Source organism: Scandinavium lactucae (genome assembly GCF_033843265.1).
GTDB classification, from domain to species: domain Bacteria; phylum Pseudomonadota; class Gammaproteobacteria; order Enterobacterales; family Enterobacteriaceae; genus Scandinavium; species Scandinavium lactucae.
This window is the reverse complement of record NZ_JAWXRD010000001.1, coordinates 199,744-217,859: the sequence shown is the minus strand read 5'-3', so window position 1 is coordinate 217,859 and position 18,116 is coordinate 199,744. Positions and strand designations below refer to the sequence as shown.

At 55.0% G+C, this 18,116-nt stretch carries 17 protein-coding genes and 1 other annotated feature; of the genes, 6 read left to right on the top strand and 11 right to left on the bottom strand.

The window, feature by feature from the left end; translation table 11 throughout:
- Positions 1-9 precede the first annotated feature (9 nt).
- A complete protein-coding gene (tal, locus tag SIK69_RS01035; RefSeq protein ID WP_319628262.1) occupies positions 10-963 on the bottom strand; it encodes a transaldolase in 954 nt (317 codons plus the stop codon).
- Between the two features lie 202 nt (positions 964-1,165).
- Between tal and SIK69_RS01030 the strand changes: the two genes are divergently transcribed.
- Together SIK69_RS01030 and yaaA are read left to right on the top strand one after the other, a co-directional pair.
- Complete coding sequence (locus SIK69_RS01030) at positions 1,166-2,596, top strand: alanine/glycine:cation symporter family protein (RefSeq protein ID WP_319628263.1); 1,431 nt, start codon at positions 1,166-1,168, stop codon at positions 2,594-2,596.
- A 66-nt stretch (positions 2,597-2,662) separates the two neighbouring features.
- Complete coding sequence (gene yaaA / locus SIK69_RS01025) at positions 2,663-3,436, top strand: peroxide stress protein YaaA (RefSeq protein ID WP_319628264.1); 774 nt, start codon at positions 2,663-2,665, stop codon at positions 3,434-3,436.
- 32 nt (positions 3,437-3,468) lie between these two features.
- Here the strand turns inward: yaaA and SIK69_RS01020 are convergent, their stop codons facing one another.
- The 6 genes from SIK69_RS01020 to yjjY form a co-directional block, all read right to left on the bottom strand.
- Positions 3,469-3,765 (bottom strand): DUF2502 domain-containing protein, encoded by a 297-nt coding sequence (locus tag SIK69_RS01020; protein WP_319785200.1) that lies wholly within the window; start codon positions 3,763-3,765, stop codon positions 3,469-3,471.
- Between the two features lie 223 nt (positions 3,766-3,988).
- Positions 3,989-5,275: a threonine synthase gene (thrC, locus tag SIK69_RS01015; RefSeq protein ID WP_319628266.1), complete on the bottom strand. Its 1,287-nt coding sequence runs from the start codon at positions 5,273-5,275 to the stop codon at positions 3,989-3,991.
- 3 nt (positions 5,276-5,278) lie between these two features.
- Positions 5,279-6,208 carry a homoserine kinase gene (thrB, locus tag SIK69_RS01010; protein ID WP_319628267.1) on the bottom strand — a complete coding sequence of 310 codons (930 nt, stop codon included), beginning with the start codon at positions 6,206-6,208 and terminating at the stop codon, positions 5,279-5,281.
- A 1-nt stretch (position 6,209) separates the two neighbouring features.
- Entirely contained in the window at positions 6,210-8,672 is a 2,463-nt protein-coding gene (thrA, locus tag SIK69_RS01005) for a bifunctional aspartate kinase/homoserine dehydrogenase I (protein ID WP_319628268.1), read from the bottom strand.
- Positions 8,673-8,697: 25 nt separating this feature from the next.
- Positions 8,698-8,815: a sequence feature (Thr leader region), on the bottom strand.
- Between the two features lie 216 nt (positions 8,816-9,031).
- Positions 9,032-9,718 carry a tRNA/rRNA methyltransferase gene (locus SIK69_RS01000; RefSeq protein ID WP_319628269.1) on the bottom strand — a complete coding sequence of 229 codons (687 nt, stop codon included), beginning with the start codon at positions 9,716-9,718 and terminating at the stop codon, positions 9,032-9,034.
- Positions 9,719-10,117: 399 nt separating this feature from the next.
- Positions 10,118-10,258 carry a YjjY family protein gene (yjjY, locus tag SIK69_RS00995; protein WP_001541509.1) on the bottom strand — a complete coding sequence of 47 codons (141 nt, stop codon included), beginning with the start codon at positions 10,256-10,258 and terminating at the stop codon, positions 10,118-10,120.
- A gap of 96 nt (positions 10,259-10,354) precedes the next feature.
- On the opposite strand from yjjY, the gene arcA reads away from it, so the two are divergent.
- Positions 10,355-11,071: a two-component system response regulator ArcA gene (arcA, locus tag SIK69_RS00990; RefSeq protein ID WP_097162790.1), complete on the top strand. Its 717-nt coding sequence runs from the start codon at positions 10,355-10,357 to the stop codon at positions 11,069-11,071.
- Between the two features lie 53 nt (positions 11,072-11,124).
- Here arcA and creA read toward each other — a convergent pair whose 3' ends face one another.
- A complete protein-coding gene (gene creA, locus SIK69_RS00985) occupies positions 11,125-11,598 on the bottom strand; it encodes a protein CreA (protein WP_319785199.1) in 474 nt (157 codons plus the stop codon).
- A 207-nt stretch (positions 11,599-11,805) separates the two neighbouring features.
- Between creA and robA the strand changes: the two genes are divergently transcribed.
- On the top strand, positions 11,806-12,675 hold the full coding sequence (gene robA / locus SIK69_RS00980; protein ID WP_319628271.1) for an MDR efflux pump AcrAB transcriptional activator RobA: 870 nt from the start codon (positions 11,806-11,808) through the stop codon (positions 12,673-12,675).
- Here robA and gpmB read toward each other — a convergent pair.
- Complete coding sequence (gene gpmB, locus SIK69_RS00975) at positions 12,672-13,319, bottom strand: 2,3-diphosphoglycerate-dependent phosphoglycerate mutase GpmB (protein WP_319785198.1); 648 nt, start codon at positions 13,317-13,319, stop codon at positions 12,672-12,674. The two genes, robA and gpmB, sit on opposite strands and share 4 nt — an antisense overlap.
- Positions 13,320-13,371: 52 nt before the next feature.
- On the opposite strand from gpmB, the gene yjjX reads away from it, so the two are divergent.
- Complete coding sequence (yjjX, locus tag SIK69_RS00970) at positions 13,372-13,887, top strand: inosine/xanthosine triphosphatase (RefSeq protein WP_319785197.1); 516 nt, start codon at positions 13,372-13,374, stop codon at positions 13,885-13,887.
- Here yjjX and trpR read toward each other — a convergent pair.
- Together trpR and sltY are read right to left on the bottom strand one after the other, a co-directional pair.
- Positions 13,878-14,207, bottom strand: coding sequence for a trp operon repressor (trpR, locus tag SIK69_RS00965; protein ID WP_319628274.1), 330 nt, complete (start codon positions 14,205-14,207; stop codon positions 13,878-13,880). The genes yjjX and trpR overlap by 10 nt on opposite strands.
- Positions 14,208-14,295: 88 nt before the next feature.
- On the bottom strand, positions 14,296-16,233 hold the full coding sequence (gene sltY, locus SIK69_RS00960; protein ID WP_319785196.1) for a murein transglycosylase: 1,938 nt from the start codon (positions 16,231-16,233) through the stop codon (positions 14,296-14,298).
- Positions 16,234-16,433: 200 nt separating this feature from the next.
- On the opposite strand from sltY, the gene ettA reads away from it, so the two are divergent.
- Positions 16,434-18,101 (top strand): energy-dependent translational throttle protein EttA, encoded by a 1,668-nt coding sequence (gene ettA / locus SIK69_RS00955; RefSeq protein WP_319628276.1) that lies wholly within the window; start codon positions 16,434-16,436, stop codon positions 18,099-18,101.
- Positions 18,102-18,116 lie beyond the last annotated feature (15 nt).

Sequence of the window (18,116 nt, the reverse complement as noted above, 5' to 3'; positions counted from 1 at the left end):
CCCGAATGATTACAGCAGGTCGCCGATCATTTTTTCCAGTTTTTCCTGGTCGATAGCAAACTTACGGATACCGTCCGCCAGTTTGTCTACTGCCATCGGATCCTGGTTGTGCTGCCACAGGAACTGGGATTCAGTGATGCGCTCTGGACGGGCTTTCACTTCACCGGTGTAAACCAGTTTACGTTCGATAGCGCCTTCAGACTCAGCCAACTCTTTCAGCAGCGCAGGTGCAATGGTCAGGCGGTCACAGCCAGCCAGTTCCAGGATTTCACCCACGTTACGGAAGCTTGCACCCATCACGACAGTTTCGTAGCCGTGCTGTTTGTAGTAGCTGTAGATTTCAGACACCGATACCACGCCTGGATCTTCTGCTGGAGCATACTCTTTCTTATCCGTGTTGGATTTGTACCAGTCGAGGATACGGCCCACGAATGGAGAAATCAGGAACACGCCCGCTTCGGCACAGGCACGCGCCTGGGCAAAGGAGAACAGCAGAGTCAGGTTACAGTTGATGCCTTCTTTTTCCAGCTGCTCAGCGGCACGGATGCCCTGCCAGGTGGAAGCCAGTTTGATCAGGATACGGTCGTTGCTGATGCCCGCATCGTTGTAAAGCTTGATCAGGTGTTTTGCTTTGGCGATAGAGCCTTCGGTGTCGTAGGACAGACGTGCGTCAACTTCGGTAGAGATGCGACCCGGGATCAGTTTCAGGATCTCCAGACCGATGTTTACCGCCAGTTTGTCAGTTGCGTCGACAATCTGCTGCTCACGGTTGCTGCTCTGGCTTTTCGCCCAGGCAATCGCTTCATCAATCAGCTTACGGTATTCAGGGATCTGGGCTGCGCCGAGGATCAGAGAAGGGTTGGTTGTCGCATCCTGAGGCTGATACAGCTTCATTGCCGCGATGTCTCCAGTGTCAGCCACTACGGTTGTGTACTGACGCAGGGAGGTCAATTTATCCGTCATGATAGTCTTTCTCTTTAAACAGCTGTTAGGGGGATGTAACCGGTCTGCTCCGATAATATCACGCCCCGGTGTCAGCGCAACCGCAGACGGTTCAAGAGCGCAGAGTATGATAAACTGAGATTATTCCTCGCCTGCCAGATAACGGATTGTCACAAAATGGTAGCGCTTACAATGGTCTCCGGCATCGATGAAAGGACGTTAAATGCCTGAATTTCTCTCTTTTATGAACGAAATCCTCTGGGGCTCGGTAATGATTTACCTGTTGCTGGGTGCCGGAGCGTGGTTTACCTGGCGAACGGGCTATATCCAGTTTCGCTATCTTCGTCATTTCCCCAAGAGCCTCAAACGCAGCCTCAGCCCACAGTCGGGCGGTCTGACCGCATTCCAGGCGCTGTGCACCAGTCTCGCCGCACGCGTTGGCAGCGGTAATCTGGCCGGGGTCGCCATTGCGATCACCGCCGGTGGCCCGGGTGCCGTATTCTGGATGTGGGTTTCGGCAATCATCGGCATGGCGAGCAGCTTCGCCGAATGCTCTCTGGCACAGCTCTACAAAGAGCGCGATGCCAGCGGCCAGTTTCGCGGCGGCCCGGCGTGGTATATGTCCCGCGGTCTCGGGATGCGCTGGATGGGCGTGCTGTTCTCGGTCTTCCTGCTGCTGGCTTACGGGCTCATCTTCAATACCGTGCAAGCCAACTCGGTCTCTAATGCCATGCACTTCGCCTTTGACTTGCCGAAAGTCGTATGCGGCGTGGGACTCATGATTTTTACTCTGCTGGTCATCGTGCGTGGGCTGCGCAGCGTCGCCAAACTGATGCAATGGTTAGTGCCGATCATGGCCGCTCTGTGGATGAGCGCCAGCGTGATCATCAGCCTGTGGCACCTGAATCAAATACCCATGGTTATCGAAACCATTATTCGCAGCGCCTTCGGCTGGCAGGAAGCGGCGGCAGGGGCCGTCGGTTATACCATCAGCCAGGCGCTGACCAGCGGCTTTCAACGCGGGATGTTCTCCAACGAAGCGGGCATGGGTTCCACACCCAACGCTGCCGCCGCTGCGGCATCATGGCCGCCGCACCCTGCCGCGCAGGGCATCGTGCAAATGATTGGCGTGCTGGTCGATACGTTGATCATTTGTACCGCTACCGCAATGGTACTGCTGCTGGCCGGGTACGACACCGCCCAAACGTCTGTGGACGGCATTCAGCTGGTGCAAAAAGCAATGGCCTATTTTGCCGGACGCTGGGGGGCAGAATTTGTCGCGGCAATTGTCCTGCTGTTCGCCTTCAGCTCGATTGTCGCCAACTATATTTATGCCGAAAATAATCTGATTTACCTGAAGCTGAACAGCCCGCGCAACGTCTGGCTGCTGCGAATAACCACTCTGGTGATGGTCATGCTGGGCACGATGCTGAGCCTGCCCGTAGTGTGGCAACTGGCAGATATCATCATGGCGCTGATGGCAATCACCAACCTGACGGCGATCCTGCTGCTGTCGCCGGTAGTGCGTATTATCGCCAGCGATTACCTCCGCCAAAGAAAGCTCGGGGTTAAACCGGTGTTCGATCCGGCACGCTATCCGGAAATTGAACAGCAGCTTGCCCCAGGAACCTGGGATGATGTGCCGCGCCAATAACAGCTATCGATCCTTTCACGGCCATTTTTTGCTAAAGTCACGGAAAAATGGCCGCAAGGACTGATTATGCTGATTCTGATTTCACCTGCTAAAACGCTGGATTACCAAAGCGACCTGCCGACGGCACGCTACACCCAACCTGAGTTGCTGGACTATTCCCAGCAGCTGATTAGCGTCGCTCGCAAGCTGTCTGCCCCGCAGATTGGCAAACTGATGAGCATCAGCGACAAGCTCGCCGATCTCAACGCCACGCGTTTTCACGACTGGCACCCGGATTTCACCCCGCAAAACGCCCGCCCGGCGATCCTCGCGTTTAAAGGCGATGTTTACACGGGCCTGCAGGCTGAAGAATTTAGCGAAGCCGATTTTGATTTTGCCCAGCAGCATCTGCGTATGCTTTCAGGTTTGTACGGCGTGCTGCGTCCGCTGGATTTAATGCAGCCGTATCGCCTTGAAATGGGGATCCGCCTGGAGAACGCCAAAGGCAAAGACCTGTACCACTTCTGGGGCGACATCATCACCAATAAGCTCAATGAAGCGCTCAACGCCCAAGGCGATGACATCGTCATCAACCTCGCGTCCGACGAATACTTCCGGGCGGTGAAGCCAAAAGCATTGAAAGGGCAGATTATTAAGCCGGTGTTCCTCGATGAGAAGAACGGCAAATTCAAAGTCATCAGCTTCTACGCCAAGAAAGCGCGGGGCCTGATGAGCCGCTACATTATTGAAAATCGTCTGACGACACCTGAGCAGCTGAAAGGGTTTGATAGCGAGGGGTATTTCTTTGATGAAGCGAGTTCGGTTGACGGCGAGTTAGTGTTTAAACGTCACGAGCAGTAAAAGAAAACGCCAGCGCAATGCTGGCGTTTTGCTTAGTGGTGTTTGTATTGACCATAGTGATTGCCGTTATCGTGATGATTATCGTGGCGATCATCGTGATGGTCATGATGATTATCACGTGCGCGCCAGTGGTTGTTGTAGCGTTCGTAGTGATGGTCCCACCAGTCGTGGTCGCGCCAGTTGCCACCATCCCAGTAGTGACCGCGGTTATCCTGGTCGCCAATCTGTAGTTTGACCGCCGGAACCAGCGTAATTTCTGAGGCGTGAACCGCCGCCGGAGCCACCAGCATCATAGAAAGCGCAAGAAGGACAGGTTTCAAGTTTGACATAGGTTACTCCATTCTCATCTTTGCCCAATTTGGGTCGATGGAAGAAGGTTACGCTTTGGAAGACAGCGTTGTTATTCTCCGCAATCCTAATCTCTAAGCACCCGCATTTATTGGGAATTTGTCCTTAATTCCTGCTGATTTCCTCCCTTTTTTCTCCACATTTCAGGCATAAAAAAGCCGGGCTCAGCTATGCTGTCCCGGCTTTTTGTGGGGAAAAGAGAGGTTACGCCTTTTCCATCATCAGCTTACGCAGTGCCGCAAAGTCGGCGGGCAGGTGATGAGACAGCAGCGGCAGATCCGCGCGATCCGCCAGCTCTTTCGGCAGCGGCAGCGTGGTCTCAAGGATAGCCTCAACGCTCTCTTTGAATTTTGCCGGATGCGCCGTGCCGAGGAACAGGCCGTACTCGCCTGGATTCAGCTGGTCACGCAGCGCCCGGTACGCCACCGCGGCATGAGGCTCTGAGGTATAACCCATGTCCTGCAACTCGCGCAGGGTGGCTTTCGTGGTCTCATCGTCCACCGCCGCATAGCCGAGATCATTCAGACGCCACTCTTTACGACGGAACAGTTCTTCCACACGCGGCCAGTTATTCGGCTGGCTGACGTCCATGGCGTTAGAGAGCGTGGCCTGAGTCGACTTCGGTTTCCAGCTGCCTTCCTGCAAGAAACGGGGCACGGTGTCGTTGACGTTGGTGGCGGCGATAAAGCGCTTCACCGGCAGGCCGAGTGATTTCGCCAGCAGACCAGCGGTCAAATCACCAAAGTTGCCGCTCGGCACGGAAACCACCAGCTGATTCCGCGCCTCTTGTGGCAGTTGCGCCACCGCTTCGAAGTAGTAGCAAATCTGCGCCAGCAGACGGCTGATATTGATGGAGTTGGCAGAGTTCAGACCCAGCGCCACTTTCAGCTCTTCGTCATCGAACGCCTGTTTCACCAGGGCCTGGCAGGCATCGAAATCACCGTCAATCGCCACGGTCTCAATGTTGCCCCCGAGGGTACAGAACAGCTTTTCCTGCAGCGGACTGATTTTACCGTTCGGATAGAGAATAACCACGCGCACATTCTTCAGGCCGTAAAACGCATGTGCTACCGCCGCGCCGGTGTCACCGGAGGTCGCGGTCAGAATGGTCACCGGTTTGTCACCGCTGATATGGGTCAGCATCTGAGCCATAAAGCGACCGCCGAAATCTTTAAACGCCAGGGTCGGGCCGTGGAACAGCTCCAGACAACCGACGTCGGCCTGCACCTCTTTCACCGGGGCCGGGAACGCGAACGCCGCACGAATGCGGGACTCCAATTCCTGTGGGGCGATTTCATCGCCAATAAACGCCGACAGAATTTTGGCGCTGCGGGTGACGAAGTCCAGCTTCAGCAGTTGGTCGATGTCGCTCAGGCTGAATTCCGGCAGGTCATGCGGGAAGAATAGCCCCTGATTTTTGCCCAGGCCTTGGGTCACGGCCTGCGCGAAGCTGACCTGCTCATTATGATCTTTTAAGTTATACAGTTTCATCGGTTATCCCACTACGCGAGCGCCCGCCTTGTCCAGCCGGCAAATATGAACGAAGCCTTCCTGATTTTGCAGATAGTGTTTACTGAGCCAGTCTGCGACTCGTTGTGCGGTTTCCGGGTTGTCGCACAGGGCGAACATCGTCGGGCCGGAGCCCGAAATACCGCTAGCCAGCGCGCCAATTTCCGCCACCGCCTGGCGTGCTTCGCCAAAGCCCGGTAGCAGTTTGGTGCGATACGGCTCGGCAATCACGTCCTTCATCAGTTTGGCCGCAAGCTCTGGCTGGCGGCTGTAGCAGGCATGAATAAAGCCCGCGAGATGACGACCGTGAGCGATACAATCCTGACGGCGATACTGCGCCGGTAAAATGGCACGCGCTTCTGCGGTCGACACCTTAATGCCCGGATAGGCCAGTACCCACAGCCATTCGTCGAAGGCCGGAATTTGCTGGCTGATAATGCCATTCTCTTCCAGCATCAGCTGAATCCCGCCGAGGAAGCACGGGGCGACGTTATCGTAATGTACACTCCCGGAGATGCGCCCTTCCAGCTCGCCCATCAGCGCCAGCATTTTGCTGTCGTTCAACGGCTTGCCGCAGTATTCGTTCATCGCCACCAGCGCGGCGACCACCGAACAGGCGCTGGAACCGAGGCCCGAACCGATCGGCATGTTCTTTTCAAGCGTCATTGCGACGGGTACGGTTTTGCCAATTTCCTGGCAGAAACGTTCCCAGCACTGATAAACGATATTTTCACGCGGTTCCACCGGCAGCTTACTGGCAAAATGGCCGATGTTCTTCAGACTGAAGGATTCCGCCGCGACCACTTCCACGTTATCGCCCAGCAGCGTGCCGTTAACCGGCGTCACCGCCGCGCCCAGCACATCAAACCCAACGCTCATATTGGCGCTGGAGGCCGGGGCATAGACTTTAACCATCTTAAACTCCTAACTTCCAGGACAGGGTACGCAGCAGGTCGGCAAATACCCCGGCCGCCGTCACGTCGTTACCCGCGCCGTAGCCGCGTAACACCAGCGGCAGCGGCTGATAATAGTGGCTGTAGAAAGCCAGCGCATTCTCGCCGTTTTTCACTTTGAACAGCGGATCGTTGCCATCGACTTCGGCAATTTTTACTCGGCATACGCCATCGTCTTCAATGTTGCCAACGTAGCGCAGCACTTTGCCTTCATCACGCGCTTTCGCAATGCGGGCCGCAAACTCGTCATCGAGCTGCGGCAGACGTGCCATAAAGCTGTCCACATCGCCGCTATCGTCAAAGTGACCCGGCAGCACAGACTCCACCACGATATCGCTCAGCTCCAGATGACGACCGGTTTCACGAGCGAGGATCAGCAGCTTACGCGCCACGTCCATCCCGGAAAGATCGTCGCGAGGATCCGGCTCGGTGTAGCCCATTTCACGCGCGATAGACGTGGCCTGCGACAGGCTCATGCCCTCGTCCAGCTTACCGAAAATAAACGACAGTGAACCCGAAAGAATGCCTGAGAACTTTTGCAGCTCATCGCCCGCGTTCAGCAGATTTTGCAGGTTCTCGATAACCGGCAAACCCGCACCAACGTTAGTGTCGTACAGGAATTTACGCCGCGAACCCGCCGCCGCCTGACGCAGCTCGTGATAGTAGTTCATCGACGAGGTGTTGGCCTTTTTATTTGGCGTCACCACGTGGAAGCCTTCGCGCAGGAAATCGGCGTATTGATCCGCCACCGCCTGGTTGGAAGTACAGTCGACAATCACCGGGTTCAGCAGATGATACTCTTTCACCAGACGGATCAGACGGCCAAGATTGAACGGTTCTTTGGCTTCCGCCAGCTCGCCCTGCCAGTCTTCCAGATTGAGACCATGCACGTTGGTCAGCAGCGCACGCGAGTTCGCCACGCCGCACACGCGCAGATCGATATGTTTGCTTTTAAGCCAGGTCTGCTGGCGCTTAAGTTGCTCCAGCAGCGCCCCACCAACGCCGCCAACACCAATCAGAAACACTTCAATCACCTGGTCGGTATTGAACAGCATCTGATGGGTAACACGCACGCCCGTGGTCGCGTCGTCATTGTTCACCACGACGGAAATAGAACGCTCGGACGACCCCTGAGCAATCGCCACGATGTTGATGTTGGCGCGGGCCAGTGCGGCAAAGAACTTCGCTGAGGTTCCACGCTGGGTGCGCATTCCGTCGCCGACGACGGAGATGATCGCCAGGCGATCCATGATTGCCAGCGGCTCCAGCAGCCCTTCTTTCAGCTCAAGGTAAAACTCATCTTCCATCGCTCGTTTCGCCCGGACGCAGTCGCTCTGCGGCACACAGAAGCTGATGCTGTATTCGGAAGAGGATTGGGTTATCAGCACCACCGAAATTCCGGCGCGAGACATGGTGGCGAAGACGCGGGCCGCCATGCCGACCATGCCCTTCATCCCCGGACCGGAGACGTTGAACATCGCCATATTATTCAGGTTAGAAATGCCCTTCACCGCCAGGCCATCTTCGTTGTGGCTGGCACCGATTAAGGTCCCCGGAGCCTGTGGATTACCGGTATTTTTAATCAGGCACGGGATCTGAAACTGGGCAATCGGTGCGATGGTGCGCGGATGCAGTACTTTGGCACCAAAATAGGACAGCTCCATCGCTTCCTGATAGGACATCGATTTCAGCAGACGCGCATCGGGCACCTGACGTGGGTCACAGGTATAGACCCCATCGACGTCAGTCCAGATTTCACAGCAGTCGGCGCGCAAGCACGCCGCCAGCACCGCCGCGGAGTAATCGGAGCCGTTACGCCCCAGCACCACCAATTCACCTTTGTCATTCCCGGCGGTAAAGCCCGCCATCAGCACCATGTGATCGGCGGGGATTTGGCTGGCGGCAATGCGACGGGTGGATTCAGCGATATCGACGGTAGATTCAAGATAGTGGCCAACGGCCAGCAGTTTTTCGACCGGGTTGATCACGGTCACCTTGTGACCACGCGCTTCGAGCAGTCCCGCCATGATGGCAATCGACAGCTTTTCACCCCGGCAGATCAGCGCCGCGTTAACGCCATCCGGACACTGGCCCAACAGGCTTACACCGTGCAGGACATGTTTAATCTGGGCAAATTCCTGAGCAACAAAAGCATTGAGCTGCGCGAGCGGGAAACCGGGCTGAAGAGCCGCCAGCCCCTGAAGGAGTTCGGCAAAAATACGTTCGGCATCAGCGATATTAGGAAGAGCATCCTGACCGCCAATGGTTTTTTCAATCATCGCGACCAGATGGTTGGTGATTTTGGCCGGGGCAGAGAGCACAGTTGCTACCTGCCCCTGCCTGGCATTGCTTTCCAGAATATCGGCAACACGCAGAAAACGTTCTGCATTTGCCACTGATGTACCGCCGAACTTCAAGACTCGCATGGTTGTTACCTCGTGATCTTTGGTCGAAAAAAAAGCCCGCACTGTTCAGGTGCGGGCTTTTTTCAGTTTTTCCTGTACGCGTCAGCCCGCACCGATACCTGTGGTAATGGTGGTGGTAATAATTGTTGTCATGCGGCTGATGCGAATCATGGATGTTGTGTGCTCTGTCATTTTAATTGTCTGTCGTCTGCCTATATTGGTTAAAGTATCTGCCTGGCTAAGTCAACGAATTTCTCTTTTTGCCCCGGTTTGGAACACCGTGCAGCTGCGCCAGTGAAGCCAGCGTATCCGTCCCGCATCCCCTGCGGTTAATGCCTATACCAGAGTATTCATCCATAACAAAACATTATGGCAGCAGATTAGTCGGCGATATTTTTTTCGATATCATGCAGTAATCGGTGCAGCATTGCGGTGTCACGTTGCCCGAGGAGGCCCAATCGCTGTTGTAGCCAATCGGCCAGTTTTACGTCATCCGCGACCTGTAATTTTGCCAGCAGCGCCATCGCCCGGGATCGCAATGCCTGAAGCTGATTTTCATTATTCTCAGCGAAAACGGCCGTCGCGGTCTGCGTCAGCGCAGAGAGCTGATAGCAAAATACCATCACCGCCTGACCCAAATTCAACGAAGGATAATCGGCCACCATCGGCACACCGGTGAGGATATCGGCCAGTGCCAGCTCATCGTTGGTAAGCCCGGAATCCTCGCGCCCGAAGACCAGCGCGGCGTGGCCCATCCACTGTGATTTCTCCTGCAGAATGGGCACCAGTTCCTGAGGCGTGGCGTAATAGTGAAAGCGGGCACGGCTGCGGGCGGTGGTGGCGACGGTGAAATCGACATCCTGCAATGCGTCAGCCAGAGTAGGAAACGTTTTGATATTTTCAAGAATATCGCCGGATCCGTGTGCCACCCACTGTGCGGCAGGTTCAAGATGCGCCTGACTGTCGACAATTCGCATTTCCGTGAATCCCATGGTCTTCATCGCCCGGGCCGCAGCGCCGATATTTTCGGCTCTTGCTGGTGAAACCAGCACTATTGATAAGCGCATGTCATCTTCTCTTTTTTACTTTACACCCGTCACAATGTGATGCTCATCATCATATTGCGCGGCGCGAATTTACTTTATTGCAACAAAAAACGCAGAAAGGATGTTTATTAACACATCAATAAGACTAAACTATTATCCAGGAATCCTCCTGGTAAGTATGTTAACAGAACATGTATATCCCTATGTTCTAGTGGGATATTTAAAATAAGATTAACGCTCATCTTTTGGATTCGTTTTGCTAATCAGTTCACTCTTGCAATCATTTGAGTTGTTGAAAATTTGTGACAAAAGCAACCATTTAGATGCAAGGATTTCACAAGACTGTTAACGTGCTACAATTGAACTTGATATATGTCAACGAAGCGTAGTTTTATTGGGTGTCATCCCTCTCTGAGCCTGTTATGTTGCTGTTAAAATGGTTAGGATGACAGCCGTTTTTGACACTGTCGGGTCCAGAGGGAAAGTACCCACGACCAAGCTAATGATGTTGTTGACGTTGATGGAAAGTGCATCAAGAACGCAATTACGTACTTTAGTCATGTTATGCCTGTCATGTTAATTTACGATATGCAGCAGGCGGGTCAGGGACTTTTGTACTTCCTGTTTCGATTTTAGTTGGCAATTTAGGTAGCAAACATGCAGACCCCGCACATTCTTATCGTTGAAGACGAGTTGGTAACACGCAACACGTTAAAAAGTATTTTTGAAGCAGAAGGTTATGATGTGTTCGAAGCCACCGATGGCGCGGAAATGCATCAGATCCTTTCTGAAAATGATGTCAATCTGGTCATCATGGACATCAACCTTCCGGGCAAAAATGGCCTGCTGCTGGCGCGTGAACTGCGTGAGCAAGCCAACGTCGCTCTGATGTTCCTGACCGGTCGTGATAACGAAGTGGATAAAATCCTTGGCCTGGAAATCGGCGCTGATGATTATATCACTAAGCCATTCAACCCTCGTGAACTGACTATCCGTGCGCGTAACCTGCTCTCCCGTACCATGAATCTGGGTACCGTGAGCGAAGAGCGTCGCAGCGTGGAAAGCTACAAGTTCAACGGTTGGGAGCTGGACATCAACAGCCGCTCACTGGTTAGCCCGAACGGCGAACAGTACAAGCTGCCGCGCAGTGAATTCCGCGCGATGCTGCACTTCTGCGAAAACCCGGGCAAGATTCAATCCCGTGCAGAACTGCTGAAGAAAATGACGGGCCGTGAGCTTAAGCCGCACGACCGCACGGTTGACGTGACTATCCGTCGGATCCGTAAGCACTTTGAATCTACGCCGGATACTCCGGAAATCATCGCCACCATTCACGGCGAAGGTTACCGTTTCTGCGGCGAACTGCAGGAATAATTCTTCTGCATCAGTCATAAAAAACGGCGCTTAGCGCCGTTTTTTTTCGCCTGTTACTCCTTCCACGGCATGATAGGCACCGCGCTGATCGCATTCTTAGGCGAGCCGTCGACCACTTTATCGGAATAGGTCAGGTAGACCAGGGCATTGCGTTTCGCATCGTAAAAGCGCACCACCTGCAGCTTTTTGAACACCAGTGAGGTTCGTTTCTGGAACACCACTTCGCCTTCCGATTTACCCTTTTTGATCTTATCGCTTACCTCGATCGGTCCAACCTGCTGACAGGAAATAGCGGCATCAGAGGTATCTTCTGCCAGCCCCAAACCGCCTTTGATCCCGCCTGTTTTGGCACGGCTGATATAGCAGGTGACATTCTTCACATCCGGGTCATCAAAGGCTTCAACCACGATTTTATGGTCCGGGCCAATCATTTTGAACACGGTGTCTACGGAGCCGATTTGTTCTGCATGCGCCGCGCTGCCGGCCAGTGTCAGCAAAAGACCCGCAATTAACTTCTTGTATTTCATATTGTTACCATTCTTGAAAATGACACTACGCGATTATTCAATAACGTAGAAGAAAATGTTTAAAGATCACAGCTTTACAAAAATAATACAGGCTTATGGTTTAAAATCGCACTTTAGCGCAAAAAAAACACTGAATGCTAAAACATCAAAAAATGCTATGATCCGCTACCCTAGTTACAGGCACCTGCGAAAGGATGAGGACATTATATGGATCAAGCTGGGATAATTCGCGATCTTCTTAGCTGGCTTGAAGGGCATCTCGATCAACCTTTATCACTGGATAACGTGGCGGCAAAAGCGGGCTATTCCAAGTGGCATCTGCAAAGGATGTTCAAGGACGTCACCGGCCACGCTATTGGTGCCTACATTCGTGCTCGTCGCCTGTCAAAATCTGCTGTGGCCCTGCGTCTGACCGCGCGCCCGATTCTGGATATTGCTCTGCAGTACCGTTTTGACTCTCAGCAGACTTTCACCCGTGCGTTCAAGAAGCAGTTTAGCCTAACCCCCGCGCTTTATCGCCGCTCGCCGGACTGGAGTTCATTCGGTATGCGCCCACCGCTGCGCCTGGGTGAATTCACGATGCCGAAGTACGAATTCATCACCATGCCAGACACACAGCTGGTGGGTGTGACCCAGAGCTATACCTGTAAACTGGAAGAAATTTCTGAGTTCCGTCAGCAAATGCGCGGTCAGTTCTGGCGTGAATTCCTCGGCAATTCGCCGTCGCTCCCACCGATGCTGTATGGCCTGCATGAGCCACGTCCAAGTCTTGAGCGAGACGATGAGCAGGAAGTGCTCTACACCACCGCGCTGACGCCGGAGATGGTCAATGGACATCTTCAGGACGCGCATCCGGTGAAACTGGAGGGCGGTGAATACGTGATGTTTACCTACGAAGGGCTGGGTACGGGGTTGCAGGAATTTGTCCTCACCCTGTATGGCACCTGTATGCCGATGCTCGGCCTGACCCGTCGTAAGGGTCAGGACATCGAGCGCTTCTTCCCGCAGAAAGAAGCGATGAATCAGGAACCGCCTATCCAGTTGCGCTGCGAGTACCTGATTCCTATTCGTCGTTAGCGCTGGAGTTCGTCCAACGCAGGGGCGTCCAGATGCGTGACGTCGCCTGCGGTCTCGACAATCCAGCCCGGTGCCAGCCACGGGCTTTGCTGATAATCCACCCGCGAAATTGAGCAGTTACGCAAGCGCAGACGGCGTTCTGCGTAAGCCGGCAAGCCCAGAATAGTACTCACCAGACAACCCAGCGCCATCCCGTGACTGACCAGCAGCGGGCGACTGCCCTGCGGCAGTTCCAGGCAATCTTGCAGCGCGGCATTCATGCGATCGGCCAGCTCCTGCATCGACTCTCCTTCCGGAATGCGTCCGTTGGCGGTGCCATTCACCAGCGTGCGACGCCAGCCCTCTTCCTCGTCGGTCAGGGTATCGATCAGACGACGCTCAAGCACGCCCATATCGAGCTCCCGAAGCCGCGGATCGTAGGTCACGCTGCACCCACAGGCTTCAGCAATGATTTCAGCAGTACGACGCGTACGGCCCAAATCGCTGGCGATAATGTGCGTGATACCGAGGGCTTTAACACGCTCCCCGACTTGCCAGGCCTGCTGTTCACCTTTTTCGGTCAGCGGACTGTCGGACTGGCCCTGAATACGTCGCTCGGCGTTCCACTGCGTCTCACCGTGGCGAACAAGGTATACCTGTAACATGCGATTTTTCCGTTATACTGCGATGATAATTTTTTTCGTAAGTGTACTGATTATGCATAAGGTTGTCTCAGCCACCACCAATCCCGCCAAAATTCAGGCTATTCTGCAGGCTTTTAACGAGATCTTCGGCGAAGGATCCTGCCATATTGACGCCGTTTCCGTCGAGAGCGGCGTACCGGAACAGCCCTTCGGAAGTGAAGAAACGCGCGCTGGCGCACGCAATCGCGTGAACAATGCCCGTCTTGCCAGACCGGATGCCGATTTTTGGGTCGCTATTGAAGCAGGCATTGATGATGGCAGCACGTTCAGTTGGGTGGTCATCGAAACACGTGAACAGCGCGGGGAAGCCCGTTCAGCCACCTTGCCGCTGCCGAAGGTTATCCTTGAACGCGTTCAGGCGGGTGACGCTCTCGGCCCGGTAATGTCGCACTACACCGGCATTGATGAGATTGGTCGTAAAGAAGGGGCGATTGGCGTGTTCACGGCGGGCAAACTGACCCGCAGCAGCGTCTATCATCAGGCAGTGATTCTGGCGCTCAGTCCGTTCCACAACGCCATTTATCGGTGAGTGTCTGGCAGCGTCTGCTCCAGCCACTGACGCAGTTCGGGCGGGGCTGATTTCAGACTGTTTGATCCGCGGGTAATGGTGGCAATGCCCGCGCCAAGCTCGCTTTTCAGCTCACGCTGGCTCATTTCACCGCGCAGCAACTCTTCGATAATCCGCACCCGCGTACCCAACGCCTCACGCTCATCGGGCGTCATCATCAGATTCAGAAGCGGCAGATGCAAATCGGCAGCAAAGGCCTGACGCATCAGCTCCACGAAGCGAAGCCACTCCTGGTGGCGCTGTTCCGCATTTGCGGCTGAATAAGGGGATTGTTGAGTCATGTTACGCCACCTGGTTGGGGCGGATGGCACAGAGCCATCCGCCGAATGTACTCTTTAGCGAGTACAAGCATAACATACTCTCAGCGGATCAGTAACGTTGCTTCCACTCGTCGTCGGTCAGGAGTTGCGTCTTATCGCCCATGAAGTAGCGATAGTACGCATCATAAGCCAGCACGTTCTTCACATAACCGCGCGTTTCCGAGAATGGAATGCTCTCAACAAAGGCCGCCGCGTCGATGCGCCCGGCGCTGTTGCCCTGCCAGGTCCGGACCCTGCCCGGCCCGGCGTTATACGCCGCTGAGGCGTAGATACGGTTGTTACCAAACTGCTGATAAACGTATTGCAGGTAACGGGTGCCGATATTGATGTTGGTCTCAGGATCGAGCAGCTGATTCGGGCCGCTGTAGCCCGGAATAGAGAACATCTTCACCGTATGCGTGGCGGTGCCTGGCATGATTTGCATCAGCCCGGTCGCGCCAACTGGGGAGCGCACTTTCGGGTTCCAGGCGCTTTCCTGACGGGCAATCGCCATTGCATAGCTTTTGCTGATGTCTTTGTCGCTGGTGTAGCGCACAAACAGGTCTTTGTAGGCCAGCGGGAAACGCTCCTCGAGGTTATCCCACAGCTTGCCCGCAATCGTCGCCTGCACGCTGAGATCCCACCAGTCCTGGTCAAAGGCATACTTCGCCAGCTGGCCCTGCTCATTGCGGCTACGGCTGCTGACCAGATTAGCCCACTCGCCGCGCGCGGTGTTGTCCTGGTTCCAGTACATCAGCTCGCGCACGCGAGACATCTCCGGGCCATTGACCAGCAACGGAGCCACCGTGCCTTCTGGTTTCTCAACGCGGATGGAATAATCTTCCCCCAAACGCTGCGCGGCCACCATCGGGTAGAACCCGCGCTGCTGCATCAGCGAATGCAGGATATCTTTCGCTTCCTGTTCGCGCCCGCGCTCCATCAGCAAATCGGCCTGCCAGTAGCGCCACTCGTCTTTGTCTTTGGCTTCCATCGGCAGGCGTGCCAGCCAGGTGTTGAGCCCACGGCGGTCACCGTTGCCAATCGCCATGCGCACACGACGCTCCACCAGTGAGGTCGATCCGGAACGCATGATGGCGTCATCGCGCCACTGCGCCTGTTCAGCGGTGACATCGTTGCCCATCAGACGCCAGGCAACGATATCGCGCAGATCCTGGGTCTGGCTCTCATTGAGTTTCTGCGCCTGAACCAGTTGCGGGATCAGCAGACGCGCATTTTCCACGTCCTGACGTGCGACGCTACTAAATGCCAGCGCCGCCATCTGGCGTGTGAAATCGGTCGCCCCCGTGCTTTGCGCGAAAGTCAGGACGCTGTTGGGATTGTTCGCCAAACTGACCACCGCCGAGGCGATGGTTTGATAATCTCCCGGCATCTGGTTGGCCAGAGTGGTAACCAGACGGGTGTTACCCGCCTGCATCGCCAGGCGAATACGTTCCAGATACGCCAGCGGATCTTGTGTGCCGGAAGCACGCCAGGCGCTAAACAACGGGTCACAGGCGTTGGGCTGACTTTTACCCGTCAGCCATAAATCCTTCGCGCCATCCCAGGCTGCCTGGGTCTGTCCGACGTTGTATTTCGCGTAGTAGTAATTACATTGCGCTTCCGTGGTACCGGGCTTGTCTGGGCTGAATGCCAGCAGACCGCGCCAGTCTTCACGACGTGCCAGTTCATTCACAAAGCGGTTCTTCAGCGTGCGAGCGGCGGGCAGCGTCGGGTATGTCTGCACAAACTGCGTCACGCTTAGCGCAGGCGCATTCATCAGGTCATCGGTGAGCTGACGGTATTGCAGATAAGGATAGAGCGGATAGTCTTTCAGCGTCGGCATCAGCTGATCAACAACGTCCATCTGGTGGTTATCCCACGCCTGTTTAATCTGGCTATAACGACTGCGTTGTTCATTCAGTGAATCGGCGTGAACCGCACTGCTGACCGTCAACAGACAAACGCCCGCGGCCAGAAGTCGCCACGTCATGGGTTTAGCATTTTGCACATGCGCTCCTTTGAAAATTGGGTCAATGCAGCATCATGCCGCGTCTCTTTATGCTAATCAGACAACCGGATTTACGCCACGTTAAGGACACTTTTTTACCTTTGCGCTTATCGCTTGCGCCTGGCTGGGATTAGCGTGTGAAAAAGGCTACACTTCGCCTTTGACTCCTTTTCATCAAAATAAAAGAGGCGAAGTCCAACGTGGCTCAATTCGTTTATACCATGCATCGCGTCGGCAAAGTGGTCCCGCCGAAGCGACATATTCTTAAAAACATCTCTCTGAGCTTCTTCCCTGGCGCAAAAATCGGTGTACTGGGCCTGAACGGTGCCGGTAAATCCACCCTGTTGCGCATCATGGCCGGTATCGACACCGATATCGAAGGTGAAGCGCGCCCGCAGCCAGGCACCAAAATTGGCTACCTGCCGCAGGAACCCCAGCTCAACCCGGAACATACCGTTCGCGAATCCGTTGAAGAAGCCGTGTCCGAAGTGGTTAACGCCCTGAAAGGCCTGGAAGAAGTGTACGCCCTGTACGCTGAGCCAGACGCCGACTTCGACAAACTGGCGGCCCAGCAGGGCAAATATGAAGAAATCATCCAGGCGCACGATGGTCACAACCTGAACGTGCAACTGGAGCGCGCCGCTGATGCGCTGCGTCTGCCGGATTGGGATGCCAAAATTGGTACGCTCTCCGGGGGTGAACGCCGCCGTGTGGCCCTGTGCCGCCTGCTGCTGGAAAAACCAGACATGCTGCTGCTCGACGAACCGACCAACCACCTGGACGCCGAGTCCGTGGCCTGGCTGGAACGTTTCCTGCACGACTTCGAAGGCACCGTCGTCGCGATTACCCACGACCGTTACTTCCTCGACAACGTGGCAGGCTGGATCCTCGAACTGGACCGCGGCGAAGGTATTCCATGGGAAGGCAACTACTCCTCGTGGCTGGAGCAGAAAGACCAGCGTCTGGCGCAGGAAGCCTCTCAGGAAGCCGCGCGCCGTAAATCTATCGAGAAAGAGCTGGAGTGGGTGCGTCAGGGCGCGAAAGGCCGTCAGTCTAAGGGTAAAGCCCGTCTGGCACGCTTTGAAGAGCTCAACAGCACCGAATACCAGAAACGCAACGAAACCAACGAACTGTTTATTCCACCTGGACCACGTCTGGGCGATAAAGTCGTTGAAGTCACCAACCTCAGCAAGTCCTACGGCGACCGTCAGCTGATCGACAATCTGAGCTTCTCGGTGCCGAAAGGCGCGATTGTCGGCATCATCGGCCCGAACGGCGCGGGTAAATCGACCCTGTTCCGGATGCTTTCCGGTCAGGAACAAGCGGACGGCGGCACCATTGAACTTGGCGAAACCGTCAAGCTGGCCTCCGTTGACCAGTTCCGTGATTCCATGAATAACAGCAAAACCGTGTGGGAAGAAGTTTCCGGCGGGCTGGATATCATGAAAGTCGGCAACACCGAAATGCCAAGCCGTGCTTACGTCGGTCGCTTTAACTTCAAAGGCACCGATCAGGGCAAACGCGTGGGCGAACTGTCCGGTGGTGAGCGTGGCCGTCTGCATCTGGCGAAACTGCTGCAGGTTGGCGGTAACATGCTGCTGCTCGATGAGCCGACCAACGACCTGGATATCGAAACCCTGCGCGCGCTGGAAAACGCCCTGCTGGAGTTCCCGGGCTGCGCGATGGTTATCTCGCACGACCGTTGGTTCCTCGACCGTATCGCCACCCACATTCTGGATTACCAGGATGAAGGTAAAGTTGAGTTCTTCGAAGGTAACTTCACCGAATACGAAGAGTACAAGAAACGCACCCTCGGCGCAGATGCGCTGGAGCCTAAGCGTATCAAGTACAAGCGTATTTCGAAGTAATAGTTATTGCCCCGG